Genomic DNA, 25,052 nt, shown 5'->3' with positions numbered 1-25,052 from the left:
CCATGTCCCTGTCCACGTCCCGCCGCATCGCGCTGCTCACCAGCGCGTCACTGGCCCTGCTCGCGGGCTGCGGCAGCTCGTCGGACTCCGGGTCGGCCTCCGGCGGCGGCACGAGCACACCGGCGCGCGTGGCCGTGGTCGCCTCCACGAACGTCTGGGGCGACATCGCCCGGCGCATAGGCGGCGACCGGGTCGACGTCACCTCGGTCATCAGCGACCCCGACCAGGACCCGCACTCCTACGAGGCCGACCCGCAGAACCAGCTCGCCCTGTCCAAGGCGAAGGTCGTCGTCGAGAACGGCGGCGGCTACGACGACTTCGTCGGCCGCATGCTCAAGAGCGGCCACAACGACTCGGCCGAGGTGATCAACGCGGTCGAGGTGTCCGGCAAGAAAGCGCCGAAGGGCGGCGAGCTCAACGAGCACGTCTGGTACGACTTCCCCACCGTCGCCCAGGTCGCCGACCGGATATCCGCCGCCCTCGCGAAGGCCGACCCGGGCGGCGCCAAGGCCTTCACGAAGAACGCCGCCGCCTTCAAGGCGAAACTCGCCCCCCTGGAGGCCAGGGAAGCGCGGATCAAGAAGGCGCACGGCGGTGAGGGCATCGCCATCACCGAGCCGGTACCGCTGTACATGACCGAGGCGAGCGGCCTGGTCAACCGGACGCCCGCGCAGTTCAGCGAGGCGATCGAGGAGGGCGACGACGTCTCCCCGCGCGTCCTTGAGGAGAGCCTCGCGCTGTTCGGCGACAAGAAGGTGAAGGCCCTCGTCTACAACGAGCAGACCTCCGGCCCCCAGACCGAGAAGGCCGAGGCGGCGGCCAAGGCGGCCGGCATCCCCGTCGTGCCCGTGACCGAGACCCTGCCGAAGGGCAAGGACTACCTCGGCTGGATGACCTCCAACCTCGACGCGCTCGCGAGCGCGCTGGCGAAGTGACCCCGATACCCCGGCAGGACGGCACGCCGGTCATCACCCTGCGCGCGGCCGCCCTGTCCTACGGCGACCGCGAGGTGTGGAGCGGTCTCGATCTCGACGTGCGGCCCGGGGAGTTCCTGGCCGTACTGGGGCCGAACGGCGCGGGCAAGACCAGCTTCGTCCGGGCGCTGCTGGGCCGCCGGCCGCTGTCGGCCGGCACGCTGACCGTCCTCGGCCGGCCGGCGCGCGAGGCCGCACGGCACATCGGCTACGTCCCGCAGCAGGCGGCGCTGTCCGCCCAGGCCATGCTGCGTGCCCGCGACCTCGTCCGGTTCGGCATCGACGGCCACCGCTTCGGGCTGCGGCTGCGCACCGGCGGCGTCCGCCGCAGGGTGGACGAGATCCTCGAGTCGGTCGGCGCCACGGCCTACGCCGACGTCCCGCTCGGGATGCTCTCCGGCGGCGAACGGCAGCGCGTGCGCATCGGGCAGGCCCTGGCGACCGACCCCCGGCTCCTCCTGTGCGACGAGCCGCTGCTGTCGCTCGACCTGCACCACCAGCGGGCCGTCACCGGGCTCATCGACGCCCGGCGCCGCTCCCACGGCACGGCCGTGGTGTTCGTGACGCACGAGATCAACCCCGTGCTGGGCATGGCCGACCGCGTGCTGTACCTGGCCCCCGGCGGCCACCGGTCCGGGACCCCGGACGAGGTGCTGACCTCACAGTCGCTGTCCCGCCTCTACGGCACACAGGTCGACGTGCTCCGCGTCCGGGGCCGGGTGGTGGTCGCGGGAGCTCCCGACGAGACGGCCGGCCCGCCGCACCACCCCGAGCAGGCCCACGAGACGGACGGAGTGCGCGCATGACACTCGCCGACGGGATCTGGCACCAGATCTTCGACTTCACCGACTACGGCGAACTCCTCGCCCTGGTCCGCAACTCTCTCGTCGCGGGCGTGGCGCTGGGCCTGGTGGGCGGGCTGGCCGGGGTGTTCGTCCTGATGCGGGACCTGCCGTTCGCGGTGCACGGCATCAGCGAGCTGTCGTTCGCGGGCGCTTCGGCGGCCCTGCTGCTGGACGCGAACATCGTGGTCGGCTCGATCGCCGGTTCGCTGCTGGCCGCCGGTGCCATCGGCGTCCTCGGATCCCGGGCGCGGGACCGCAACTCGGTGATCGGCATCATCATGCCGTTCGGCCTGGGGCTCGGCGTCCTTTTCCTCGCCCTGTACAAGGGCCGGGCGGCCAACAAGTTCGGGTTGCTCACCGGGCAGATCGTCGCCGTCGACACCCCGCAGATGTCCTGGCTGCTGGGCACGTCCGTCCTGGTCCTGGCAGCCCTGGCGGTGATGTGGCGCCCGCTCGCCTTCGCCAGCACGGATCCGGACGTGGCGCAGGCCCGCGGAGTGCCGGTGCGTGCGCTGTCCTTCGCGTTCATGCTGGTGCTCGGGCTCGCGGTCGCTCTCTCCGTGCAGATCGTCGGCGCGCTGCTGGTGCTCTCCCTGGTCGTCACCCCGGCCGCGGCTGCCGCCCGCGTCACCGCGTCGCCGGTGCTGCTGCCCGCGCTGAGCGTGCTGTTCGCCGTCGTCTCCATCGAGGGCGGCATCCTGCTCGCCCTGGGCAGCAGCATCCCCATCAGCCCCTACGTCACGACGATCTCGTTCACCGTCTACGCGGTGTGCCGGGCGGCCGGCCGGTACCGCAAGCGGCGGTGGGGGGCGCGGCGCGCGGCGGTGCGGGCGACCCGAGCGGGTGTCACCGCTCGCACCTGACCGGGCCTCACGGCTCGCCCCCGAGTGCGCGTCACCGCTCGAAGACCACCCGCCCGTCGAACACCGTGAGATCCACTTGCGCCCGGGTGATGTCGTGCGGGTCGAGGTCCAGCAGCGGCCGGTCCAGGACGCACAGGTCGGCGACCCGGCCGGCTTCGAGGGTGCCCTTCCAGCCGTCGGCGAAGTCCTGCCAAGCGGCGGTAGCGGTATAGGCGCGCAGGGCGTCGGCGAGCGGGACACACTGCTCGGGACCGCTGGCACGGCCGCTGGCCTTGGACTCGCGCAGCATCATCGCGGCCACGCCCTGGCGCCAGTCGGGCTCGGTGATGGGCGCGTCGGAGCTGGCGCACACGCGTACGCCGGCGTCCAGCGCGGAGCGCACCGGCCACTGGTAGGCGGAGCGTTCCGGGCCGACGAGCTCGTCCATCAGGTCGGAGATGGTCCACTTGATGGCGGGGTTCATGTTGACGCCGTAGCCGTGCGCGGCGAGCTTGGCCAGGCTGCCCGGGCTGATGAAGTCGCCGTGGATGACGTAGTGGCGGGCGTCGGGGCGGGGCGCGGCCGTGTTCGCGGCGAGGAAGGCGTCCACCACGAGGTCGATGGCCCGGTCGCCGGTGACGTGCACGCCGAGCTGGAAGCCGGCCTCGTGGCCCAGCCTGATCATCTCGCTCAGTTCGTGGACCTGGAGCGCGGGCGTGTCGCCGTGCACGCACAGGGCGCCGTGACCGCCGTCCGGATACGGCTCGCTCATCAACGCCGTGCGGTTGGGCGGGACACCGTCGGCGAAGATCTTGACGCCGATGGCCCGCAGCATCCGGGGGTCGGCGGACTGGGGGCGGCGCAGTTCGGCCAGCCCCGCGCGGACGTCCGCGGCGGAGCCGCCCATGGGCGCGGGCAGGAGCAGAACGCTGACGCGGGCCTGGAGTTCGCCGCTCGCGGCGAGGTCGGCGTAGGCGTTCCAGTTGTCGGTGCTCAGGCCGCCGAAGAGGGAGCCGGCGCCACCGGGGCCGAGGCCGGGCTCGGTGTAGCTGGTGATGCCGCGGGAGTGCAGTTCGCTGATCACGCCCTGGATGGCCCGGCGGCGCTGGGCGCGGGTCGGTGCGGGGAGTTCGGCCTGGACGAGCCGTCCGGCGGCTTCGCGCAGGATGCCGGTCGGCCGGCCGTCGGGGTCGTGGTCGATCACACCGCCGGGCGGGGCCGGGGTGCGGGCGTCGATGCCGCAGCGGCGCAGGGCTGCGGAGTTGACCCACACCATGTGCGAGGAGAAGTCGGTCAGGCAGACCGGGTGCTCGGGCGCCACCGCGTCGAGGTCCCGCCGGTGGGGGAAGCGGCCCGGATCGGCGAGGCACTCGGTGAGGTAGCCGGGGTCCCAGCCCAGGCCGATGATCCACTCGCCTGCCGGTGTCTCCCGTGCCGCCCGGCCGACCGACGCGGCGATGTCGGCGAGGGACGCGACCGCCGGGTGGCCGACGTCGAGGGCGAACGGCGGTTTCGTCATGCCGTAGGCGGCGCCGTGCAGATGCGAGTCGTTGATGCCGGGCAGCACGGTCCTGCCGCCCAGTTCGACGACCCGGGTGCCGGGCCCGGCCAGGGCACGCATCTCCGCGTCGCTGCCGACGGCCAGGATGTCCCGGCCGCGCACGGCCACGCCCTCGGCGACGGTGAACCCGGCGTCGACGGTGAGGACCTGCCCGCCGGTCAGGACGAGGGTGGGGGCGGTGGCGTCCACGGACGCGGTGTCGCTCACGGATGACCTCATTTCAGGGGGAAGGTGGATCAGCGGCCGGTGCGGGGTGCGAAGTACGCCAGGGCCGCGCCGGCCACCAGCGCGGTGCCCTGGGCCATCTGCTGCCAGAACGTCGGCACGTTCAGCAGGGTCAGGCCGTTCTGCAGGCCGCCGAGGAAAAGCACGCCGAGCAGGACGCCGAGGATCGAGCCGGAGCCGCCGGTGAGGGCGACGCCGCCGAGCAGCACCGCGGTGAGCACGGTCAGTTCGAACCCGGCGCCCGAGGTGCCCGCCACCGCGCTGTCCAGCACCGATGCCTTGATGGCCCCGGCCAGGGCGGCGGCCGTGCCGGTGGCGACGAACAGCGCGAACGGGGTGCGGCGGATGTGGATCCCGGAGAGGTGGGCAGCCTCCCGGTTGACGCCGATGGCGAAGACGTGCCGCCCGGCCGGGGTGAGCGCGAGGAACAGGGCGCCCGCGGCCAGCACCAGCGCCGCGATGACGACCGGGGCGGCGATCCCGGCGAGGCGGGCCCCGCCGATCCAGGCGAACCCGGAGCCGAAGCCGCTCAGCGGCAGCGGGAACAGCTGCTGCGCCAGGCCCCGTACGGCGGTCAGCATGCCCAGGGTGACGATGAACGCGGACAGCCCGAACCAGCAGCAGAGCACGCCGTTGACGGCCCCGACCAGCGCCCCCGCGGCGAGCGCCCCGAGCAGGGCGACGGCCGGCGACTGGTGGTGCTGCCCCGCCAGCCAGCCCCCCACCAGCCCGCCGAGGGCGAGCGTGGAGCCGACCGACAGGTCGAGGTAGCCGCTGATGACGAGCAGGGCCAGCGGGACGGCGACGATGGCGAGGGTCGCGGCGTCGGTGGCGATGCCGCTCAGGTTGGCCGGGTCCAGGAAGGTGCCCGTGGTCAGCTGGAAGACCAGCACCATCGCGACGAGCACGACGAGGAGCGGGTTGCGGCGCACGGCGGCGAGCCCGCTCGTGGTGATCAGGCGGGGCCGTGGGAGGGCCTGGTCGGCGGTGGTCATGCTGCTCCTTCTGCGGTCAGGGGGTCGTGAACGGCCGACAGCAGGGCCTGTTCGGTGAGTTCGGCACCGGAGAGTTCGCCGGCGATCCGCCCCTGCGCGACGATCAGGCAGCGGTCGGCGAGCGCCACGATCTCCTCGGGGTCGCTGGAGGCGAACAGCACGGCGGTGCCGCGTTCCCCGGCGAGGGCGGACACCACCCGGTAGATCTCCTGCCGGGCGCCCACGTCGACGCCCTGCGTCGGCTCGTCCAGCAGCAGCACGTCCACGTGCCGGGCCTCGTTGATCCACCGGCCGAGGACGAGCTTTTGCTGGTTGCCGCCGGAGAACGAGCCCGCCGGCAGCCCCGGCCTGGCCGGGCGCAGCCCGACCGCGTCGGCCAGGGCGCCGAACACCCGCCGCTCGGAGCGCAGCGCCCGCACGCCGAAGCGGGACAGGGACTGCACGGAGGGCAGCAGCGCGTTGTCCTGCGCGGTCATCGTCGGGAACAGGCCCTGGGCCCGCCGGTCCGCGGGGACGAGCGCGATCCCGGCTGCGAGCGCGTCGGCCGGACGGGCCGGGCTGACGGTACGGTCGCCGACCCGTGTCGTACCGGCGGTGGCGCGGCGCCTGCCGTAGAGGGTCTCCAGGATGCGAGTGCGGCCGGAGCCGATGAGCCCGAACAGGCCGACGCGTTCCCCTGCGGCCACGGTGAGGTCGACGGGGCCGAAGCCGGGTCCCCGCAGGGCTTCGATCACCAGCCGGGGCGGGGCCGGTGTGCGCGCTGCCCGGGTCGCCTCCCGAGCGGGTGAGGGCGCGGCCCCGGTCTCCTCCCGGCCCGGTGTGCACGCGGCCCGGGGCACCCGGCGGACCGGCGCGGGCGCGCTGTGATGTGCGTCGGTCGCCTGCGTGGGGCCGAGGCCGCCTTCCCCCTGGCCGGTCTCCGGCCGGGGTCCCACGTGCTTCGCCGGTGGGCCCGTGATGGCCTCCACCAGCTCGCGCCGCGTCCGCCCCGCCACCGTGGCGTGGTGGGCCACCCGTCCGTCCCGCAGCACGGTCACCGCGTCGGCGAGCCGTTCCACCTCTCCCAGGAGGTGGGTGACGTAGACGACGGCGAGCCCCTGGGCGCGCAGGTCCTCGACGCGTTCCGCGAGGGCATCGGTCTCCGCGCCGGACAGGGCGGCCGTCGGTTCGTCGAGGACGAGGACGGCGGCGCTGCGACTGAGGGCCTTGGCGATCTCCACCAACTGGCGCTGCCCCATGGGCAGATCCCCCACGCGGTCGCGTGGGGAGCACTTCGCGGCCACGCGCTGGAGCAGCCCGGCGGCGAGCTCCTCCTGGGCGCGCCGGTCGATGCGGCCGTGCCGGGTCCATTCCTGTCCGAGGAAGATGTTCTCCGCCACGGTGAGAGCGTCGACCACGCTGAGCGTCTGGAAGATGATCGCCACGCCGGACGCGATGGACTCGCGCGGGGTGAGCCGGGTGTACGGCGTCCCGCAGACCTCGATGGTGCCGGCGTCGGGCGGGTAGGCGCCGCCCAGGCACTTGATGAGGGTGGACTTGCCGGCGCCGTTGTGTCCGAGCAGGGCGTGCACCTGGCCGGCGGGGACGGTGAGGTCCACGCCGTCGAGGGCCCGGACGCCGCCGAAGGACTTCGTCAGGCCGCTGATGCGGAGGTTCGTCGTCGTCATGGCACCGGCCCTAGGCGTTCTGGGCGAGCAGGGCGTCGATCCGGGCGGTGTCGGCGCGCTGGACGAGTGTGATGGGCACCTGGGCGCTCGGGTTCGCCTTCCCGGCGGCGACCGCGCGCGGCACGTCGACGATGGCCGCGGCGATGTCCTTGGGGGCGAGGGCGGCGGAGGCCCGGTAGAACGTCCCCTGCTTGACGGCGAGGAGGGAGGGGGCGGAGCCGTCCTGGCCGCCGACGAAGGTCTTCGCGTCGTCCTTGTCCCGGCCCGCCTGCTGCAGGGCCTTGAATCCGCCGTACGCGGCGGCGTCGGTGACGCCGAGAACGAGGTTGAGGTCGGGGTGCTTGGCGAGGATCGCCTTCGTCTTCGACAGGCCCGTGTCCGGGTCGATGGACTGCTCCCGCGCCACCACGTCGACACCGGGCGCCGCCTCGGTGAAGGCGTCGATCATGCCTTTGGTGCGTTCGCGGCCCAGTTCGATGGTGTCGTCCGTGAGGAAGGCGATCTTGCCCTTGCCGCCGAGGTGCTCCTGGGCCCACTTCGCCGCCGCCGCGCCGAGCAGGGTGCCGCCCTCGCGGAAACTGAACTTGATGTCGGCGCTCTGGTGCTGCAGGGAGCCGCCGTAGGTCACCCAGATCAGTCCGGCGTCGAGGGCCGCCTTGGCGATGGGTTCGGCGGCCTCGAACACCATGGGGAAGGACACGACCGCCGGGACCTTGCGGGCGACCCAGGTGTTGAGGTTGGTGGCCTGGGTGTCGGCACTGGCGTTGTCGCTCGTCGTCAGCAGTGAGATGCCGTGCCGCTTCGCCTGTGCGGTGGAGAGCTTCACCAGCGTGGAGTAGAGCGGGAGCTGGGTGAAGGGGTAGTCGAGGCCGATCTGCGTCAGGCGGGTGCCGCCGGAGGCCGAGGGCTTGGCCGAGGCGGCCGTGTTCTCCGGGGCCGAGCATCCGGCGGCGGCGAGGGCGGTGGCGGCGGACAGGGCGAGGAAGTGTCTGCGCGAGGCGGTGTACGGGGGTGGGGTCATGGCGGGGCTCTCCGAGGGGCGGGCCCGACTGGGGCGTCCGGCTGTGCCGAACAGGAAAGTCCCGCCGGGCCCGCCGCACCATCCGTACAAATACCCACCGCGGCACGGCCGGACTTCTCCTCGCACCTTGCCGGGCCCCGAACGGGAGCCCTATCGTTAGGCCCCAAACGACATTGCAGTCCGAGCCGACCGGAGGCTCGTCATGACCAGCCACCACCAGATCGCGGCAGCCGCCCGCATCGGCATGCTCACCCGCGAGCGCGACACGACCTCGGCCTCGGCGCAGGCCCTGCGCGAACTCGCCCGTGCGCTGCCCCTGGACGCGGCGACCCTGCTCACCATCGACCCGCTGACCGGCGCCCACGTGCAGATCGCCGGCATCGGCTACACCCCCGAGGCCTCGCAGGCCCTCGCCGGGGAGTTCGTCGCGACGCCGTGGTACCGCAACGTCGTACGGCGGGAGCTGCCGCCGTCCATCTCGGAGGACGCGGAGGACACCGAGGACACCGGGCCCCGCTTCCGGCACGGCTGGTTCTACGCCGAGCGGGTCCGCCCGGCCGGTTTCCGGGACGGTGTCACGGGGGCACTGCGGCAGCGGGGCCGGCTGGTGGGCCTGGTGCACCTGTCCACGGAAAGCCCGGACGCCTACGACACCGACGCGCGGCGGCTGCTCGCCTGCGTGATCCCCGCCCTTGCCGCCTTCGCCGACCCGCTGGCCCACGCCGGTGACCTGCACGGCCTGGCGGGAGAGGACGCGGCGAGCCTGGTCACCGGTGACGGCCGCGTCATCGACCTGCCCGGCCGCGACCGGCCCCGGGTCCTGCGGGAGGCAGACGGCTTCGGTGCGCTGCTGAACGCCTTCGCCGGCACGCGCGGGCAGCGGCTGCGACTGCTGTGGCCGGCCGGCGGAGGCTGGCGGCGGGTCGTGCTGCACCGGCATCCGGCGGTACCCGGCCTGGCCGCGGACGCGGTGCTGGTGCACGAGACGCCCACGGAACTGCCGTACGGGCTGAGCCCCCGGGAGCTGGAGGTGCTCACCCGCGCCGCCACCGGGCAGACCAACCAGGCGATCGCCCAGGCGCTGTTCCTGTCTCCGCGGACCGTGCACAGCCATGTCGAGCACCTGCTGCGCAAGACCGGCTGCGCCTCGCGGGCCGAGGCCACGGCGCTCGCCGTGCGGGACGGGCTGCTGCGGCCCGGCCCGGATCACCTGGCGCGGTTCGTCGAGCGGTGATCCGGGCCGGGGCGCTCAGGACGTCAGCGCCTCGACGCGCCGCATGACCTCGCGGCAGAACTCCCCCATGCCTTCGGGGTCGTCGATGAACTGGTTCGGCTTGACGCAGAAGGTCGTGAAGCCCTGTTCCACCTGCTCCGGGATCACGGAGAGCGCCGCGCCGAGGTCCGCCGGTGAGCGGTCGTCGGGGAACACGGCCTGGGTTCCGCCGATCATCTCCAGCTCCGCGATGTCCCGCCCGGCCGTCGACATCGCCTCCTTGAGCCCTTGCAGGTCCTCGGGTGTGGGCCGGCCGAGCGGGTGGAAGCCGTGGCCGTACTCGACGAGGCGGCGCAGGACCGGGCCGTGCAGGCGCTGTCCGCCGAACCACAGCCGGGGCCCGTCGGAGCGGTGGGCCTTGGGCTCGAAGTAGACGTCCCGGAAGGGGTAGTGAGGTCCGTCGTGGGAGAGCGGGGACGGGCCCCAGGCCTTCGCCCAGATGTCCAGGTGCTCGTCGAGGAGCCGCCCGCGACGGGCGAACGGCACACCGAGGGCCTCGTATTCGTCCTTGCTCCAGCTCACCGTGGGCTGGACGACCAGACGGCCCTCGCTGATCAGGTCCAGGGTGCCGAGTTCACGGGCGAGCAGCAGGGGGTGACGCAGCGGGGCGAGGACGGCCGCGGCGGCCAGGCGCAACCGGGAGGTGACGGAGGCGATGGCGGCGAGCAGCAGCAGGGAGTTCGGCCAGGGGGTGTACGGGTCCTGGTTGCCCGGCAGGGCGTAGTCGCGGGGGTTGCCCATGATGCCGGCCGCCGCCGCGTCGGGGCCCAGGACGATGTGCTCGCTGACCATGACCGCGTCGAAACCGGCGTCCTCGGCCTCGCGGGCCCAGCGCACGGCGAGGGGCAGATCGGCCCGGCCGCCGGTGAGGGTCCAGTTCTCGCTGAGGACGAGGAGCATGCGGGGAGGGCTGGGCATGAGGGGTTCTTCCTTTCGGCTTCGTACAATTTGAGTCCGAACGACCGGGCGACGGGGTTGAGCCGCCCGTGTGTGACGCGTCGCGACCGCACCGAGGCGGTCGCGACCAGACGAAGGAGCCGCTCGTGCCGGGGCACCGATCCATCACCGAAGCCGAGAATCTCGCCGCGGCGAAGCTGGGCGGCATCGCGATCCGCCGGGAGCAGATGGCGGCGGTGGCGAACATCTACCGGGCCGCGTCCGCCGTGCGGCAGCACCTGGAGAACTCGGTGCTGCGCGGTTCGGATCTGACCTGGACGGCTTTCGTGGTGCTGTGGGTGGTCTGGGTGTGGGGCGAGTCGGAGACCCGGCACGTGGCCGAGGAGGCGGGGATCTCCAAGGGCACGCTCACGGGTGTGGTGCGCACGCTGGAGTCCCGGGGCCTGCTGCGGCGGGACGGCCATCCGAGCGACGGGCGCCTGGTGCTGCTGAGCCTCACCGCCGAGGGCGAGGAGTTCATGGCGCGGGTGTTCCCGGCCTTCAACGAGGAGGAGGCCTTCGTCACCGCCGGGCTCAGCGACGCCGAGTGCCGCAGCCTCGCCGAGGGGCTGCGCAGTGTGGTGCTCCAGGTGGAGGAGCACGGCGAGGAGCGACGGCAGTCCCTGCTGGGCGGCGCCGAACCCGCCCCGCGGCGCAGCGGCCGGCGGCCCCGGGCCTGAGAACCGCCGCGGCCTCACCGGGCCGCGGCCCGCACGAGCGCGTCGAACAGGCCCTGCTGGGCGGGATCCTCGCGTGCGGTGTCCTCCGGGTGCCACTGGACGGCCGTGAACCAGCCGTGGGCGCCGGGGAGTTCCAGGGCCTCGACGGTGCCGTCGGCCGCCCGGGCCGTGACGCGCAGGCCCGCGCCCGGGCGGTCGACGCGCTGGTGGTGGTAGCAGGACGCGTCGGTCTTCTCGGTGCCCGCGGCCCGGGCGACGAGCGAGCCGGGCTCCAGGGTGACGGGGTGCACGAGGTGGCGGTGCTCGTGCTCGGGGCCGCCCATGTCCTGCTCCAGGGTGCCGCCGAGGGCGACGTTGACGACCTGGAGGCCGCGGCAGACGGCGAGCAGGGGCAGGCCCGACTCCAGGGCGTGGCGGGCGACGTCCAGGTCGAAGGTGTCCTGGAGGGTGTCGACGTCGTAGACGGTGTCGTGGGTGTCGGTGGCGCCGTAGCGGTGGGGGGCGAGGTCGCCGCCGCCGGGGAGCAGGACGCCGTCGAAGCGGGCCAGCCGGTCGGCGGTGCCCGAGTCCGCCGGATGGATGCCCGCCGGTTCGCCACCCGCCCGCCACACGGCCTCGATCAGGGCGCGGGCGTTGACCTCGGCGGCGTACCGGAGGGCCGAAGTGGTGGCGGAGAAGCGCGCGGGGATCGCGATCAGCGGGCGGGTCACAGCTGGATCCAGGTGGTCTTGAGCTCGGTGTACTTCTCCATAGCGTGGACGGACTTGTCGCGGCCGTTGCCCGACTGCTTCATGCCCCCGAAGGGCACGGTGAGATCGCCCTCCTCGTAGCAGTTGACCCAGACCGTTCCGGCCTTCAGGGCGCGCGACACCTGGTGGGCGGTGGACAGGTCGGAGGTCCACAGACCGGCCGCGAGGCCGTACTCGGTGGCGTTGGCCAGGCGGACCGCCTCGTCGAGGTCGTCGAAGGCGAGCACGGACAGGACGGGGCCGAAGATCTCCTCCCGGGCCAGTCGTGAGCCCGGGTCCACGCGGTCGAAGACGGTGGGTTCGAGATAGGTCCCGCCCGTCTCGGCGAGGACGCGGTCGCCGCCCGTGCGCAGGCGGGCGCCCTCGTCGAGGCCGTGGCGGATGTGGTCGCGCACGCGGTCCAGGTGCGCCCGGCCGACGAGGGCGCCCATCTCCGTCTCCGGGTCGAGCGGGTCGCCCACCCTCAGTTCACGGGCCCGCCGGACCACGGCCTCGGTGACCCGCTCGGCGATCGAGGAGTGCACGAGGAGCCGGGAGGGTGCGGTGCACATCTCGCCCTGGTTGAAGAAGATGCCCCAGGCGGCGGTGGCGGCGGCCTTCTCCAGGTCGGGGGCGTCGGGGAGGACGATGTTGGGTGACTTGCCGCCCAGTTCCAGCCAGACGCGCTTGAGGTTGGAGTCGGCGGCGTAGCGCAGGAAGTGGCGGCCGACGGCGGTGGAGCCGGTGAACGCCAGGACGTCGACGTCCGGGTGGAGGCCGAGGGCGCGGCCCGCTGCCGGGCCGTCGCCGGTGACGACGTTGAGGACGCCGGGCGGGAGGCCGGCCTCGGTGGCCAGACGCCCGAGGAGCAGGGCGGAGAGCGGGGAGTACTCCGAGGGCTTGAGGACGACCGTGCAGCCGGCCGCCAGGGCCGGGGCCACCTTCCAGCCGGCCAGGGTCAGCGGGAAGTTCCAGGGGACCACCGCCCCCACCACCCCGGCGGGTTCCCTGGTGACCAGGGCGAGGGCGTCCGGGGCGGTGTGCGGGGACTCGTCGGTCAGCTTGTCCGCGAGCTGGCCGTACCAGCGGAACGTGGTGATGGCGGCGCGCAGTTCGATGCCGCAGGCGTCCGCGATCGGTTTGCCCATCTCCAGGCTGATCGTGAGGGCGAGCTCCTCGCGTCGTTCCTGAAGCAGGTCGGCGAGGCGGAGCAGGGCCCGGCCGCGCTCGGCGGGTGCCAGGCGCGGCCAGGGGCCCGCGTCGAAGGCCCGCCGGGCGGCGGCGACGGCCGCGTCCACCTCGGCGGCTCCGCCGTCCGCGACCTCGGCGAGGACCCGGCCGTCGCGCGGGGAGACGACCGGGAACGTCGCCCCTCCCCCAGCCTCTTCGGCGCCGTCGATGTGATGGCCACCGGAGAGCTGGAACGCCTTGGCGCGGCGCAGCCACTCGTCGTGGGGGACGGCCGGCATGAGGAATCCTCCTTTGATCTCAAACGATATGGGCGGGACTGTGCGCGGACGGCCGTGCCTGCGGACTGCCGTGCTCGCGGTCAGCCGTCGGCAGCCGCGACAGCCCTCCCCCGCACCCGTGCAGCGACCGATCCGAGTCCCATGACGACCGGGACGGACAGCGTGAGCCACAGGGCGGCGGTGCGTTCGCCGCCGATGAGGGTGGTGAAGTTGGCCAGGATGAGCCAGATCGCTCCCGCGATGCCGAGCGCGCCCAGGGAGGGTGCGATCAGCGTGTTCCAGGGGCGGGTGTCGAGGCGGGAGCGGCGGAAGAAGACGACGACGGACACCGAGGTCAGCAGGTACAGCAGCATCATCGCCAGGACGGCGACGCCGCTGAACCAGGAGAACAGGGTCAGCACCGGGTCCTTGCCGGCCAGCGCGAAGGGCACCACCAGCAGGACGGCCAGGGCCGTCTGGACGCAGCCGGCGGTCCAGGGCGCGTGACGCCGGTTGAGCCGGCACATCCGGAGCGGCAGCAGCCGGTCGCGGCCGAGGGAGAACAGGTAGCGGTTGGCCGAGTTGTGGAAGGTGAGGATGCCGGCGAAGAGGGACGTGGCGAGCAGGACCGGCAGGACGTCGCCGACCCAGCCGCCGAAGTCCGCCGCGATGGGCGCGAAGACGAACCCGGCGCCGTCCCCGCTCTCCAGGGCCCTGCCCGCGGCCGCGGTGGCCTTCGAGGCGCCGTAGGAGGAGATCAGCATCCAGGAGACCAGGGCGAAGAAGCCCGTGACGACGGCGACCGCGAGGTAGGTGGCCCGCGGCACCGTCTTCCTGGGCTCGCGTGCCTCCTCGCCGTAGATGGCGGTGGCCTCGAAGCCGAACATGGAGGCCACGGCGAACATCACGGCCACGCCCGGTGCGCCGTCCAGGGCGGCGGACGGGGAGAAGCTGCCGGCGAGGCCGAGCCCCTCGGGTCCGCCGCCCTTGAAGAGGGTGACCAGGGCGAAGACGGACAGGATGCTGAACTCCGCGAGGACGAACACGGCGAGGACCTTGGCGCCCATCTCGACGCCGGCCGCACCGAGCCCCTGGACGACGGCCATGGTGGCCAGCGTCCAGACCCACCACGGCAGGTCGAGGCCCGTGTGGCTCGCGACGAGGCCGCTGACGATGGCGCCGTAGAGGCCGTACATCGCGGCCTGGATGGTGCAGTAGGCGAAGAGGGCGAGGCCCGCGCTGCCGGTGCCGGTGGTGCGGCCGAGGCCCTTGCCGATGTACGTGTAGGAGGCGCCCGCGTCCACCACGTGGCGGCCCATGGCGACGAACCCCACCGAGAACAGCAGGATCACCAGGCCCGCCACCAGATAGGCGGCGGGTACCCCGGGGCCGTTGCCGAGGGCCACGGCGATGGGGGCCGCGCCGGCGATGCCGGTCAGCGGGGCCTGGGCGGACAGGACGAAGAAGAGGATGCCCAGGACGCCGAGGGCGTTGGGCTTGAGCGTGCCTGCGGTGGGCGTGTCCGGTTCCGCCGTGTGCCGGGAGACCGTCTGACTGTCCACTCGGATCACCTGCCAGAGGGGAGGAAGGATCATTTCAGGCCAAACGAGTTGCCTCATCGTGGGGCGGAACTATCCGTTTGGCAAGGGGTGAGGGACGAGGGATTGCGGCGGCGCGGGACGGCAGGGGCCGAAAGCGGGTCAGGCTTCGTCGCCGGGCCGCTCGGCGAGCAGCCGCAGCACCGAGCGCAGCTCGTCCAGGGCCTCGTCGATGACCTCGCGCTCTCCGAAGACCAGCTGGTGCAGGACGAGTCCCTCCAGGGTGGCGAACACCATCCGGGACAGGCCCTCGCCGACCGGGCCGGGCAGCATCTGGGTGAGCTCGCGCCGGGTCGCGTCGAAGTACTCGTCGTACAGCGAACGCAGGTGGGCCAGGAGCTCGGGGCGCCGCCGGGCTTCCAGGAGCAGTTCGTACTGGAACGCCTGGAGGTCCGGCCCGGCTTCCACCATGTCCGTCAGCCCCACCGAGAAGTCGGCGGCCCTTCCGGTGCCCGGTTCGAGGGCGCTGCTGTTCAGCGAGGAGCGGATGGCGTGGGCCACGGCCTCCTCGATCAGGGCGTCCCGGGAGCCGAAGTGGTGCACGACCAGGCCGTGGGTGACGCCGGCCTCCTCCGCGACGGCCCGGTAGGTGAGCCGGCGCAGCCCGCCCCGGGCCACGACCCGCACGGCGGCCTCCAGCAGGGCCTCACGGCCCGTGCCGTAGTTCACGCGCTTGCGGGGGCGGCGCCCGGCGGGCTCGGTCATGCCCGTGACCCTACCGGGGCGGTCCCGCGCGACGACGGGCCGGCCGGGGAGCACGCCGGCACCGCCGCTTCCCGACTCCGCGCCGGCGGACCGGCCGTCGCATGCCGCGCCGGCGGCCGGAGGCCCGGGGAGCACGCCCGCACCACCGCTGCCGGGCTCCGCGTCAGCGGCGCGGCGGCCGGATGCCACGGAACTCCCAGTCGCCGCCTAGGGCGGTCGAGAGGACCTCCTCCGATTCCGTGGGCTGGGCGCCCACGTCCGTGCGGATGGCGGTCGGCCCGGTGACGATGTGGTTGGTGAGCCGTCCGAGTCCCTCCACCTCCACCTCCACCACGTCGCCCGGCTGGACGGGACGCGAGTGGGCGGGGGTGCCGGACAGCAGGACGTCCCCGGGGTACAGGGTGATGGTGCGGGCGATGTCGGCGACGAGGTAGTGCATGTCCCAGGTCATCTCGTCGGTCGAGCCGTCCTGCACCACCTCCCCGTTGACGTACGTCCGCAGCCGCTTGCCGTGGAAGTCCCAGTCGGTGACCAGGCCGGGGCCGAGCGGGCAGAGGGTGTCGGAGCCCTTCACCCGGAGCATCGACCCGGCGTCGGTGTCGCGGAAGTCGTGCAGGCCGTAGTCGTTGGCGACGGTGTACCCGGCGATGTACTCCCCCGCCTCGGCCGGCGCGATGTTCCGCGCGGTCCTGCCGATGACGATGGCGACCTCGCCCTCGTAGTTGAGCCACTTGCAGCCCTCGGGGCGGACGACGGCGCCCCGGTGGGAGTTGAGGGCGGAGGTCGGCTTGTGGAAGTAGGTGGGGGTGCCGGGCAGCCCGATGCCGAACTCGTCCACCCGGCTGCGGTGGTTGAGGTGCACGGCGATGACTTTGGACGGCACGACGGGCGGCAGGTGCCGCGCGTCGTCGGCCTTCACCCGGCGGCCGTCCCCGGCGACGAGTTCGTCACCGTCGGCGGTGACCTGGACGGCGGCGCCGTCGAGGAGGATGCGGCGGTACTCAGGCATGGGCGGACTCCTGCGCGGTGGGGTGGTCTGCGGTCCAGCCGCCCGCGGGGCGGTCGAACCAGAGGTGGGCCTGGCCGGTGCCGACGGAGTTCTCGTAGTCGCCGTACTGACGGGCCCGGGCGACGCAGCGCCGCTCGCCCAGGGCACCGGCCATCATCAGGTAGTGGAAGAACTTCGCCTCGGGCTTGAACTTCCAGAACTCGTCCATCGTGTCGAGGACCTTGTCGTGGCGGCCCTCCTTGAACCAGGCGATGCGCTCGCGGTCCGCTGCACGGGCCTCGGGGGTGCGGATGTGCACCGGGTCGCTCGCCTCGTGGTCGCGCAGTTCGCGCAGGGGCCAGAAGGTGTGCGAGAGGGCGCCGGAGGCGATGACCAGGACGCGTCGCCCGGGGGTCGCGGCGATCCCGTCGGCGAGGGCCCGCCCGAGCCGCAGATGATCCTCCATGTCGCCGGTCTGGCAGACGCCGATGGTGACCCACCGCTTGTCGGGCAGGCCTTCCCCCAAGTACTTCCAGAGGTTGAGGGTGGCGTAGTAGATCGGCAGGTACGCGTCGTCGATCGGAGTGATCCAGGTGCCGCGCTTGTCGGCGAACGCAGCCACGTTGTGGGCGAGTTCGGGATCGCCGGGGAAGTCGTAGGGCATCCTGCACATGCCGCGCGGCAGTTCCTCGGAGGTGAACAGCCCGGCGCGGCGCGCTTGCGCGGTCACGACGAATTCGACGGTGGTCGCCCAGTGCGAGTCGAGGACGACGACGGTGTCGTAATCGTCGGCGGCATCCCGCTCGAAGACGTCCCGGCGCAGCTCCCGCAGCCCGGTGACGAGGGTGATCTCCTTGCCCTCGTTGAGCTCCAGCCGGTCTGCCTCGGGCAGCACGATGGTGGGCACGTGGGCGAGCAGCCCGGCCCCGACGATCTCACCCATGGTCCTGGTTCCAACCTTTCGGGGCGGTGACGGTGTTCTTCAGGTCGCAGTAGAAGTCGAAGCTCCAGGTCCCGCCCTCGCGTCCCACCCCGGACTGCCGGGAGCCGCCGAAGGGTGCCTGGAGGTCGCGTACGAAGAAGCAGTTGACCCAGACGGTGCCGGCGACGAGCCGGGCGGTGACCCGTTCGGCCCGCTCACGGTCACCGGTCGCGACGGTGGCGGCCAGCCCGAAGCGGGTGTCGTTGGCGAGCCGTACGGCCTCGTCCTCGTCGGCGAAGGTCTGGAGGGTCAGGACCGGCCCGAAGACCTCCTCCTGCACGATCTCCGCGTCCTGGGCGACGCCGGTGAGCAGGGTCGGCGCGTAGTACTGCCCTTCCTCGCGATGCCCGCCGATGACCGCTCGCGCCCCCGCCGCGAGGGCCCGTTGCACGAAGCCGTCGATCTTCTCCAGCTGGAGGGGGTGGATGTTGGGCCCGATGTCGGTGCTCTCGTCACGCGGGTCGCCCTGCCGCAGCGCCGTGGCCTTCTCGACGAACCGGCGGGTGAACTCCTCGGCGACCGGTTCCTCGACGAGCAGCCGGGTGGCGGCCAGGCAGACCTGCCCGGCGTTGTCGTACTGCTCCACGGCGAGGTCGACCGCCAGGTCGAGGTCGGCGTCGGCGAACACCAACAGAGGTGATTTCCCGCCCAGTTCAAGGCTCAGGGGCGTGAGGTTCGCGGCGGCCGACCCCGCGATGCGCCGGGCCGTCGGCACGGATCCGGTGAAGCTGATGCGGCGCACGTCGGGGTGGGAGGTGAGCGCGTCGCCGATCTCGGAGCCGTAGCCCTGGACGACGTTGAGGACACCGGCGGGCAGTCCGGCCTCGGCGGCGATGTCGGCCAGCAGGGAGGCGGTCAGCGGTGACCATTCCGCGGGCTTGAGGACGACGGTGTCACCGGCGGCGAGGGCGGGGGCGACCTTCCAGGTGGCCAGCATCAGTGGCGCGTTCCACGGGGTGATCAGCACACAGGGCCCGGCCGGGTCCCAGCTGACGTGGTTGGTGTGGCCGCGGGTGTCGAAGTCCTCGTGGCCGAGCCCGAGCAGCCAGTCCGCGAAGAACCGGAAGTTGTGGGCGACCCGGGGCATGACGCCCCGCCGGTGGGAACGGAGCAGGGCGCCGTTGTCCGTGGTCTCGACGATCGCCAGCTCCTCGATCCGCTTCTCGACACCGTCGGCGACGGCGTGCAGGATGCGGGCGCGTTCGGCGCGGGGGGTGGCGGCCCAGCCGGGGAACGCGTCCCGCGCGGCTGCCACAGCGGCTTCGGCCTCGGCGGGCCCGCCCCGGGCGATCTCGCCGAGCGCGCTGCCGTCGATGGGCGAGTGATCGGTGAAAGTACGGGCGGAGGCAACGCGCCGGCCGCCGATCCAGTGCCGGGTGTCAACGGAGACACCGGCAACGTTGATGTCGTCAGACATGAGAAGAGTTCCATTCGACGAGGGGCATTGCACGTCCCTAGGGGCGCGGGGAACTACGCGATCAACCACGACGAGGCCCGCACCCGCCCACACACGTCACTCGGCAACCACCCCAGACGTGCCACTCTCCAGCAGCCGCCCCCCGTCCCAGACCACCCCGACCTGCCGGTAGTACGCAGCGATCGGCTCCCGGATCTCCAGCCGTGCCAATTCCTCGGTAGGCGCCTCGAACAACTCCAACTCGGCGTCCCCCACCCAGGGTTGGCCACCTTCGAAGGACGCGGCCCCGGACTCGACCAGCTCATCGAGTGCCAGCCCCTTGCCCTTCTCGACCGACGGCAGCCACCGGTGATGCGCCATGGGATGCGCGTTGACGAACCCACCGCCCTCGGACGGCTCTCGCAGCGTCACCACGGCCTGCGCCAGACGCCGGTCCGCAGCCGCCAGGGTCGCCCCGAACCGCGCCCCCGCCTCGATCCGGGGAGCGGGCCCGTAGGGATGCGGCCGCGTCTGGTGAATGGAGCCGAGCTTCTTCGGATACCCCTGGTGCAGACCCCGCGCGATCGCGAAGTCCTTGTCCACCCAGATGTAGACGCACCGCGAGTACGTCAGCCCCCGGAACCGGCACCGGACCACCGCGAAGGCCTCCTTGTACTGCGCCCGCACGGGATCCAGCAGTTCCTCCCCCGCTGCCGAGCACGACTGCCAGTCGGCCCAGATCAGGGCGACGGCCCCCGGATCGTCGTCCGCCAACTCCAGTGGTTCGGGCAGCAGTTCACGCACACGCGCGGGGTCCGTCCGGTACTCGACGGTGAGCAGGTCACCGGAGTACCGCCAGGGCGGGGAGGGGATGAGCGACGACGCGCCCGTCGCCGTCTTGGGGTGGAAGTATCCACGAAGTCCGGTCACGAGAGAGCTCCTTGCGTGGTGAGGGCGGGCTGCTTCAGCAGATCGGCGCGGTACCGGGCGGCGGCCCGCACCGCGGAGGGTCCCCCGAGGGCCACGACACCGACGAGCAGCCCGTCGCGGTGGTAGCCGACCAGGACATCCCCCGCGAGGTCACCGTCCAGGACCCGGACGTCGCCGAGGCCCAGGCCCGGCGCACCGAAGGACTGCAACCGGAAGTCGTGCTGGTCGCTCCAGAAGGTGGGCAGAGGTGCGAAGGGCGGCAGGCCGGCGTCACCGCCCACCAGCACCTTCGCCGCGTGCTTGGCCGAGTCGGCCGGCACGGACCAGTGCTCGACGCGTCGCGGCACGCCGTCGTAGCGGGCGTTGGGGAAACGGGCGATGTCGCCGACCGCGACGACGTCGGGCCGGCCGCCGGCCCGCAGGTGCCCGTCGGTGAGCACACCGTCGCCCAGGTCGAGCCCGTTGCCGTCCAGCCACTCGGTGTTGGCGACCGATCCGACGGACTCCACCACCACGTCGGCGGGCAGCACGGTCCCGTCGGTGAGCACGACACCGGTGACGCGGTCGCCGCCCTCGAACCCGGCCACGCTCGCGCCGAGCACAAAGCGGACCCCGCGTGCCTCGTGGCGCGTGCGCAGCTCCCGGGCGAGCAGCTCCCCGAGCGGCCCGGCCATGGGCAGTGGCAGCGGATCGATCACGGTCACCTCGGCCGCGCCGAGCCCGACCGCCGTGGCGGCCACCTCGCAGCCGATGAACCCGGCGCCGACCACGACGACCCGTGCGCCGGGCCTGGTCAGCCCCTCCCGCAGCACCTGGGCGTCATCGATGGTGCGGACCGTGTGGCGGCCGGCGAGGGGCCCGGGACAGCGCAGCCGGCGGGGCCGCATGCCGGTGGCGACGACCAGACCCTCGTAGGGGATCGAGGAGCCGTCCTCGAGCGCGACGGTGCGCTCGGCGAGCCGGGCGGAGACGATTCTCGTGCCGAGCCGCCACTCCACATCCTTCACGGAGGCCTTCGGCGTGAAGGCCAGGGAGTCGAAGGCCGCCTTGCCCGCGAGGACCTCCTTCGACAGCGGGGGCCGGTTGTACGGCGGGTGCGGCTCGTCGCCGATCACCGTGATCCCGCCGGTCCAGCCCGCGGCCCGCAGCTGCTCGGCGGCGCGCAGCCCGCCCAGAGAAGCGCCGGCGACGACGATGCGCCCGCTCATCTCAGTCCTCGATCCGGATGGCCTGCAGCGGGCAGACGTCCGCGGCCTCCTCGACCTCGTCGCGCAGGGCGTCGTCGGGGTCGGGTACGTAGGCCAGGCGGCCGTCGTCGTCCATCCGGAAGACGTCCGGGGCCGAGAAGACGCACTGGCCGTGGTCCTGGCACTTGTTCATGTCGACGACGACCTTCATGGCCGGTCCTCCTGAATGTGAGGGCGTCGAAGCGGAAGGAAGAGGGGCCCGGCCGGAAGGGCCGGGCCCCGGCCAACGGGGTGCGGTCGAACGCGCCCCGAACTCGTTTGGCTTCAAACAAGGTAGGCAGGGGCGGGGGTCTGGTCAAGAGCTATCCGGATGGATAAATTCTTGCCCCGGCCCTCTTGCGGGACACCGCACCCACCCCTACCGTTTGGCATCAAACAAGCACCGGGCGGTCCTGGCTCCGCCGCGCCCGGAGGCTTGCTCTCACGCCACCCGCCTCCCCGGCCCCCGTGCCCCGGAGGTGTCCCGACGTCCGCCCGAGGAGACAACGGTGAGCGCTCACGATTCTCAGGAAGTCCGCCGCCACATGGACCGGCTCGCCGCCGACGGCATCGACGTGGTCCGGGTGACCTATCCCGACCTGATCGGCACCGACCGGGCACGTGACGTGCTGGTCGAGGAGCTGCCCCGGGCCTGCGAGCACGGCCTGGCGTTCTGCCGGGCCGTCTACCACACCAGCCCGCAGGGGGACGTGGTGCCGGTGAGCGGCGGGCTGGACGCGGGCCTGCCGGACATCTGTGTCCGCCCGGACCTCGACACCCTGGTGCCGCTGCCCTGGGAGCCGGGGGTGGCGGCCTGCCTGGGCGAGGTCGTGGATCCGGCGACCGGCGCACCCGCACCCGAGTCGCCCCGCGATCTTCTGCGGTCCGTCCTCGCCCGCTGTGCCGAACACGGCCTGCGGCCGGTGGTCGGGCCGGAGCTGGAGTACTTCCTGTGCGAGCCGGACCCGTCCGGCGGCTGGCGCCGCTACGCCCCGCGGCCCGGGGTCGTCTACACCGCCGGCCTGCGCGCCGACCCGGACAACCATCTGCTGCGCACCCTGCGCCACATGCGTGATCTGAGGGTCGGGGCGATCAGCGGCAACCACGAGTTCGACGGCGGCCAGATCGAGATCAACCTGACCCACTCGGAGGCCGTGTCGGCCGCCGACCGCTCCTTCCGCTTCAAGGCCGCGATCAAGGAACTGGCCCGCAAGGAAGGCCGGCTGGCCACCTTCATGGCCAAGCCGTTCAACGACGCCGGCGGCTCCGGCTTCCACCTCCACCTCTCCTGCGACGACGAGGAGGGCCACAACACCTTCGACGACCCGTCGGGCGCGTACGGCCTGTCCGCGACCGCCCGGCACGCCGTCGCCGGCGTCCTCGCCCACGCGCCCGCCCTGGCCGCGCTGCTCAACCCCACGGTCAACTCCTACAAACGCTTCGGCCCGGACACCCTCGCGCCGTGGCTGATCGACTGGGGGCTGGACAACCGCAGCGCCATGGTGCGCATCCCGCCCGAGCGCGGCACCGGCGCCCGGCTCGAACTGCGCCTCGGCGACGCGAGCGCCAACCCCTACCTGGCGATCGCCGGTACGACGGCCGCCGCGTTGCTGGGCGTGCTGGCCGGTGAGGAACCGCCCGCCCCGCTGGAGGGCTACGGCTACGACACCGCCCGCTCCGCCGTCCTGCCGCAGACCCTGTCCGCCGCGCTGGACGCCCTGGAGGCGGACACCGCCCTGACCGACCTGCTCGGCAAGGGATTCACCACGTCCTTCCTGACCTACAAGCGCGACGAGGTCGAACGCTTCCACCGGCACGTCACGGACTGGGAGTTCACCGAGTACGCCTACCACCTGTGACGCCCCCCTGTGCCGCCGAGGAGCTGCCGATGACCACCGAGACCCCGACCGACGCCGTACGCGAGCCGCTGCCCCTCGCGGACGTGAACCTCGCCGACCTGGACCGCTTCACCGACGCTGTCACGCCCTGGCGGATGTTCCACACCCTGCGCCACGAGGACCCGGTGCACTGGCAGCCCGAGGAGGCGCCCAACTCCGGCTTCTGGGCGCTGACCCGGCACCGGGACATCGTGCGGGTCGACCGCGACGCGGAGACGTTCACGTCGACGAGGTTCGTCAACCTCGAAGAGGTCGACGACGACCAGATCAAGAAGCGCGCCTCGATCCTGGAACTGGACGGGGTGCGGCACCGCGCTCTGCGCAGCCTGATCCAGCGGCAGTTCGGCGCGAACGTGATCGGCGGCTACACCGACTTCCTGCGGGGGCTGACCGCGAAGACCCTCGACGCCGCCCTCGCCAAGGGCCGCTTCGACTTCGTCGAGGACGTCTCGGCGGACTTCCCCATCAACGTGCTCGCCCGGCTGCTGGACGTGCCTCCGGAGGACAACCAGAAGCTCATCGACTGGGGCAACCGCATCATCGGCCACACCGACCCCGACTACGCGGACGTCCTGCTGCACAGCGAGGAGAGCGAGCGCTACCGCGATCTGCCCTTCCGCTCCCCCGCCTCGCTGGAGGTCTTCGAGTACGGCCGCGAGCTGGCCCGGCGGCGGCGGGGCGGTGACGGCACGGACCTGGTCTCCCGGCTGGTCAACACCACGCCCCGGGACGGAGTGCCGCTCACCCCGCAGGACTTCGACAACTACTTCCTGCTGCTGGTCGTCGCCGGCAACGAGACCACCCGGCACACCATCTCCCACTCGATGCTGGCCCTCCTCCAGCACCCCGAGCAGCTGGCCCGCCTCCGGGAGGACCCGTCGCTGATCCCGGTCGCGGTCGAGGAGTTCCTGCGCTGGGCCTCCCCCGTCTACCACTTCCGCCGCACCGCCACGCGCGATGTCGAGCTGGGTGGCAAGCGGGTGAAGGAGGGCGACAAGGTCGTGATGTGGTTCGCCTCCGGCAACCGCGACGAGGAGGTCTTCGGCAACCCCTACGACTTCGACGTCGCGCGCCGCGACAACGACCACGTGACCTTCGGCAAGGGCAGCCCCCACCTGTGCCTGGGCAACCTGCTGGCCCGCACCGAGATCCGCATCATGTTCGAGGAACTGATCCCGCGCCTGGCGGACATCCGCCTGGCCGGTGATGTCCCGCGCGTGCGCTCCAACTTCGTCAACGGCATCAAGAGGCTGCCGGTGGAGGTCACCCTCGCCTGACGCCCGCGGTCACCAGCCGAGTTGCGGTTCGCCCAGGACCTCGCTGCCGATGTGCGCGGCGAGTTTCCGGGCGCGGGGCAGGTCGCCGAACTTGGTCACATGCACGAAGACGGTGTGCTCCTCGGTCCAGCGGCCCTGCTGGGCCCGGTCACCGTGGAAGGCGACCTGGACCCCGTCGTACGGGGGCGATCCGTAGTGCCCCGCCGCCGGGTCGTCCGGCCATCTGCCGTGCCATTCGATGGCGGCCGCACCCCGGCCGAGGGCTGCCGCGAAGTTCTTCACCACCTCTCCCGGGGCGACCTCCTCGATGATGTCGAGCGGCAGGTGCGCCTCCAGTGCCGCGTCGTCCGCCGTCGCCACGTCGAGGTCGAACACGGCATGCCGACCGGTCACGGGATCGGTGCGTGTGGTGACGTGCTCGAAGGTGCCGCCGGGAAGGAGTGCGGCCATCCGCCGCACCTCCCCGGCCGTGCGCAGCTCCGCGGTGAGCCACACCTCGTCCTCCTGCTCCAGCAGCGCGCACAGCCGCCTGGCCTGCGTGTATGCCGTGCTCGCGTCGTCGGTGCGCAGAACGGGGTACGCCGTGGAGTTGCCCATGGACCGTACCGTCGCACGCCCCGGTGCCGACCGCCATCGGTTTCTCCCGGCCCACCCAGGTGCGCGGCAGCCGGACCGTCCGTGCGACGTGCTCCTCGTGCCGGTCGTGACCGCTGTCCGCCCAGTGGCCGAAGCGGTGTCGCCGACGAACACGGCCCGCTCGGCCGCGGGAGCGCCGAGGTCCGGACCCGTGAGGGCGGGCCCGGTGCCGAGGTCCGAACGCGGCCGCGACGAAGGCCGTCGCCGCGCGGGCGCCGTCC

At 72.7% G+C, this 25,052-nt stretch carries 23 protein-coding genes; 7 read left to right on the top strand and 16 right to left on the bottom strand.

The genetic code is table 11. The annotated features are described in order from the left end of the window. Positions 1-2: 2 nt before the first annotated feature. Genes AB0F04_RS19190 through AB0F04_RS19180 form a run of 3 tightly spaced genes read left to right on the top strand, consistent with a single transcriptional unit; the run spans position 3 to position 2,682 of the window. Positions 3-935: a zinc ABC transporter substrate-binding protein gene (locus AB0F04_RS19190; RefSeq protein ID WP_362043010.1), complete on the top strand. Its 933-nt coding sequence runs from the start codon at positions 3-5 to the stop codon at positions 933-935. Next, positions 932-1,780, top strand: coding sequence for an ATP-binding cassette domain-containing protein (locus AB0F04_RS19185; RefSeq protein WP_362043008.1), 849 nt, complete (start codon positions 932-934; stop codon positions 1,778-1,780). The genes AB0F04_RS19190 and AB0F04_RS19185 overlap by 4 nt, the downstream gene beginning before the upstream one ends. Beyond that, positions 1,777-2,682, top strand: coding sequence for a metal ABC transporter permease (locus AB0F04_RS19180; protein WP_362043007.1), 906 nt, complete (start codon positions 1,777-1,779; stop codon positions 2,680-2,682). Before AB0F04_RS19185 ends, AB0F04_RS19180 begins: the two co-directional genes overlap by 4 nt. Before the next feature lie 31 nt (positions 2,683-2,713). Here AB0F04_RS19180 and AB0F04_RS19175 read toward each other — a convergent pair whose 3' ends face one another. Genes AB0F04_RS19175 through AB0F04_RS19160 form a run of 4 tightly spaced genes read right to left on the bottom strand, consistent with a single transcriptional unit; the run spans position 2,714 to position 8,130 of the window. Further along, positions 2,714-4,411 (bottom strand): amidohydrolase, encoded by a 1,698-nt coding sequence (locus tag AB0F04_RS19175; protein WP_362043518.1) that lies wholly within the window; start codon positions 4,409-4,411, stop codon positions 2,714-2,716. Between the two features lie 47 nt (positions 4,412-4,458). Further along, positions 4,459-5,442, bottom strand: a complete 984-nt coding sequence (locus tag AB0F04_RS19170; protein ID WP_362043006.1) for an ABC transporter permease — start codon at positions 5,440-5,442, stop codon at positions 4,459-4,461. Beyond that, complete coding sequence (locus tag AB0F04_RS19165) at positions 5,439-7,109, bottom strand: sugar ABC transporter ATP-binding protein (protein WP_362043005.1); 1,671 nt, start codon at positions 7,107-7,109, stop codon at positions 5,439-5,441. Before AB0F04_RS19165 ends, AB0F04_RS19170 begins: the two co-directional genes overlap by 4 nt. A 10-nt stretch (positions 7,110-7,119) precedes the next feature. Further along, positions 7,120-8,130 (bottom strand): sugar ABC transporter substrate-binding protein, encoded by a 1,011-nt coding sequence (locus AB0F04_RS19160; protein WP_362043004.1) that lies wholly within the window; start codon positions 8,128-8,130, stop codon positions 7,120-7,122. Between the two features lie 202 nt (positions 8,131-8,332). On the opposite strand from AB0F04_RS19160, the gene AB0F04_RS19155 reads away from it, so the two are divergent. Continuing rightward, positions 8,333-9,364 carry a LuxR C-terminal-related transcriptional regulator gene (locus tag AB0F04_RS19155; protein WP_362043002.1) on the top strand — a complete coding sequence of 344 codons (1,032 nt, stop codon included), beginning with the start codon at positions 8,333-8,335 and terminating at the stop codon, positions 9,362-9,364. Positions 9,365-9,379: 15 nt separating this feature from the next. On the opposite strand, the gene AB0F04_RS19150 is transcribed toward AB0F04_RS19155, so the two are convergent. After that, a complete protein-coding gene (locus AB0F04_RS19150) occupies positions 9,380-10,321 on the bottom strand; it encodes an LLM class flavin-dependent oxidoreductase (RefSeq protein ID WP_362043000.1) in 942 nt (313 codons plus the stop codon). A 125-nt stretch (positions 10,322-10,446) separates the two neighbouring features. Between AB0F04_RS19150 and AB0F04_RS19145 the strand changes: the two genes are divergently transcribed. Beyond that, positions 10,447-11,019, top strand: a complete 573-nt coding sequence (locus AB0F04_RS19145) for a MarR family transcriptional regulator (RefSeq protein WP_362042998.1) — start codon at positions 10,447-10,449, stop codon at positions 11,017-11,019. Positions 11,020-11,033: 14 nt separating this feature from the next. Here AB0F04_RS19145 and AB0F04_RS19140 read toward each other — a convergent pair whose 3' ends face one another. The 10 genes from AB0F04_RS19140 to AB0F04_RS19095 all read right to left on the bottom strand — a co-directional run bounded on the left by AB0F04_RS19140 (position 11,034) and on the right by AB0F04_RS19095 (position 21,192). Continuing rightward, entirely contained in the window at positions 11,034-11,729 is a 696-nt protein-coding gene (locus AB0F04_RS19140; protein WP_362042996.1) for a gamma-glutamyl-gamma-aminobutyrate hydrolase family protein, read from the bottom strand. After that, positions 11,726-13,216 (bottom strand): aldehyde dehydrogenase, encoded by a 1,491-nt coding sequence (locus AB0F04_RS19135; protein ID WP_362042994.1) that lies wholly within the window; start codon positions 13,214-13,216, stop codon positions 11,726-11,728. Before AB0F04_RS19135 ends, AB0F04_RS19140 begins: the two co-directional genes overlap by 4 nt. An 80-nt stretch (positions 13,217-13,296) precedes the next feature. Next, entirely contained in the window at positions 13,297-14,757 is a 1,461-nt protein-coding gene (locus AB0F04_RS19130; protein WP_362042992.1) for an APC family permease, read from the bottom strand. Between the two features lie 138 nt (positions 14,758-14,895). Then, positions 14,896-15,498: a TetR family transcriptional regulator gene (locus tag AB0F04_RS19125; RefSeq protein ID WP_352098559.1), complete on the bottom strand. Its 603-nt coding sequence runs from the start codon at positions 15,496-15,498 to the stop codon at positions 14,896-14,898. 163 nt (positions 15,499-15,661) lie between these two features. Further along, entirely contained in the window at positions 15,662-16,507 is an 846-nt protein-coding gene (locus tag AB0F04_RS19120; RefSeq protein WP_362042990.1) for a fumarylacetoacetate hydrolase family protein, read from the bottom strand. After that, positions 16,500-17,429, bottom strand: coding sequence for a 3,4-dihydroxyphenylacetate 2,3-dioxygenase (locus AB0F04_RS19115; RefSeq protein ID WP_362042988.1), 930 nt, complete (start codon positions 17,427-17,429; stop codon positions 16,500-16,502). Before AB0F04_RS19115 ends, AB0F04_RS19120 begins: the two co-directional genes overlap by 8 nt. Next, positions 17,422-18,885 (bottom strand): aldehyde dehydrogenase, encoded by a 1,464-nt coding sequence (locus AB0F04_RS19110; RefSeq protein WP_362042986.1) that lies wholly within the window; start codon positions 18,883-18,885, stop codon positions 17,422-17,424. The genes AB0F04_RS19115 and AB0F04_RS19110 overlap by 8 nt, the downstream gene beginning before the upstream one ends. Before the next feature lie 96 nt (positions 18,886-18,981). After that, on the bottom strand, positions 18,982-19,794 hold the full coding sequence (locus AB0F04_RS19105) for an acetoacetate decarboxylase family protein (RefSeq protein WP_362042984.1): 813 nt from the start codon (positions 19,792-19,794) through the stop codon (positions 18,982-18,984). Next, positions 19,791-21,002, bottom strand: coding sequence for an FAD/NAD(P)-binding oxidoreductase (locus AB0F04_RS19100; protein WP_362042982.1), 1,212 nt, complete (start codon positions 21,000-21,002; stop codon positions 19,791-19,793). Before AB0F04_RS19100 ends, AB0F04_RS19105 begins: the two co-directional genes overlap by 4 nt. A 1-nt stretch (position 21,003) precedes the next feature. Continuing rightward, positions 21,004-21,192, bottom strand: coding sequence for a ferredoxin (locus AB0F04_RS19095; protein ID WP_031108213.1), 189 nt, complete (start codon positions 21,190-21,192; stop codon positions 21,004-21,006). 337 nt (positions 21,193-21,529) lie between these two features. On the opposite strand from AB0F04_RS19095, the gene AB0F04_RS19090 reads away from it, so the two are divergent. Together AB0F04_RS19090 and AB0F04_RS19085 are read left to right on the top strand one after the other, a co-directional pair. Then, entirely contained in the window at positions 21,530-22,879 is a 1,350-nt protein-coding gene (locus tag AB0F04_RS19090) for a glutamine synthetase family protein (RefSeq protein WP_362042980.1), read from the top strand. Positions 22,880-22,908: 29 nt separating this feature from the next. Then, the gene (locus AB0F04_RS19085) at positions 22,909-24,195 is read left to right on the top strand and encodes a cytochrome P450 (RefSeq protein WP_362042978.1); all 1,287 of its coding nucleotides are present in this window, start codon (positions 22,909-22,911) and stop codon (positions 24,193-24,195) included. Between the two features lie 9 nt (positions 24,196-24,204). On the opposite strand, the gene AB0F04_RS19080 is transcribed toward AB0F04_RS19085, so the two are convergent. Continuing rightward, positions 24,205-24,792: a hypothetical protein gene (locus AB0F04_RS19080; RefSeq protein ID WP_362042976.1), complete on the bottom strand. Its 588-nt coding sequence runs from the start codon at positions 24,790-24,792 to the stop codon at positions 24,205-24,207. Positions 24,793-25,052: the final 260 nt, after the last annotated feature.

It is taken from the genome of Streptomyces sp. NPDC029041, assembly GCF_040637515.1.
In the GTDB taxonomy this organism is placed as follows: domain Bacteria; phylum Actinomycetota; class Actinomycetes; order Streptomycetales; family Streptomycetaceae; genus Streptomyces.
Note: the sequence above shows the minus strand (reverse complement) of the source record. Positions and strands in the feature narration are given on the sequence as shown.

Bases quoted from the DNA above. Each gene is read 5' to 3' on its own strand.
- AB0F04_RS19135 (WP_362042994.1), bottom strand. From the start codon at position 13,216: ATGCCGGCCGTCCCCCACGACGAGTGGCTGCGCCGCGCCAAGGCGTTC.
- AB0F04_RS19150 (WP_362043000.1), bottom strand. From the start codon at position 10,321: ATGCCCAGCCCTCCCCGCATGCTCCTCGTCCTCAGCGAGAACTGGACC.
- AB0F04_RS19085 (WP_362042978.1), top strand. From the start codon at position 22,909: ATGACCACCGAGACCCCGACCGACGCCGTACGCGAGCCGCTGCCCCTC.
- AB0F04_RS19155 (WP_362043002.1), top strand. From the start codon at position 8,333: ATGACCAGCCACCACCAGATCGCGGCAGCCGCCCGCATCGGCATGCTC.
- AB0F04_RS19170 (WP_362043006.1), bottom strand. From the start codon at position 5,442: ATGACCACCGCCGACCAGGCCCTCCCACGGCCCCGCCTGATCACCACG.
- AB0F04_RS19115 (WP_362042988.1), bottom strand. From the start codon at position 17,429: ATGGGTGAGATCGTCGGGGCCGGGCTGCTCGCCCACGTGCCCACCATC.
- AB0F04_RS19100 (WP_362042982.1), bottom strand. From the start codon at position 21,002: ATGAGCGGGCGCATCGTCGTCGCCGGCGCTTCTCTGGGCGGGCTGCGC.
- AB0F04_RS19180 (WP_362043007.1), top strand. From the start codon at position 1,777: ATGACACTCGCCGACGGGATCTGGCACCAGATCTTCGACTTCACCGAC.
- AB0F04_RS19095 (WP_031108213.1), bottom strand. From the start codon at position 21,192: ATGAAGGTCGTCGTCGACATGAACAAGTGCCAGGACCACGGCCAGTGC.
- AB0F04_RS19080 (WP_362042976.1), bottom strand. From the start codon at position 24,792: ATGGGCAACTCCACGGCGTACCCCGTTCTGCGCACCGACGACGCGAGC.
- AB0F04_RS19165 (WP_362043005.1), bottom strand. From the start codon at position 7,109: ATGACGACGACGAACCTCCGCATCAGCGGCCTGACGAAGTCCTTCGGC.
- AB0F04_RS19110 (WP_362042986.1), bottom strand. From the start codon at position 18,885: ATGTCTGACGACATCAACGTTGCCGGTGTCTCCGTTGACACCCGGCAC.
- AB0F04_RS19120 (WP_362042990.1), bottom strand. From the start codon at position 16,507: ATGCCTGAGTACCGCCGCATCCTCCTCGACGGCGCCGCCGTCCAGGTC.
- AB0F04_RS19160 (WP_362043004.1), bottom strand. From the start codon at position 8,130: ATGACCCCACCCCCGTACACCGCCTCGCGCAGACACTTCCTCGCCCTG.
- AB0F04_RS19190 (WP_362043010.1), top strand. From the start codon at position 3: ATGTCCCTGTCCACGTCCCGCCGCATCGCGCTGCTCACCAGCGCGTCA.
- AB0F04_RS19125 (WP_352098559.1), bottom strand. From the start codon at position 15,498: ATGACCGAGCCCGCCGGGCGCCGCCCCCGCAAGCGCGTGAACTACGGC.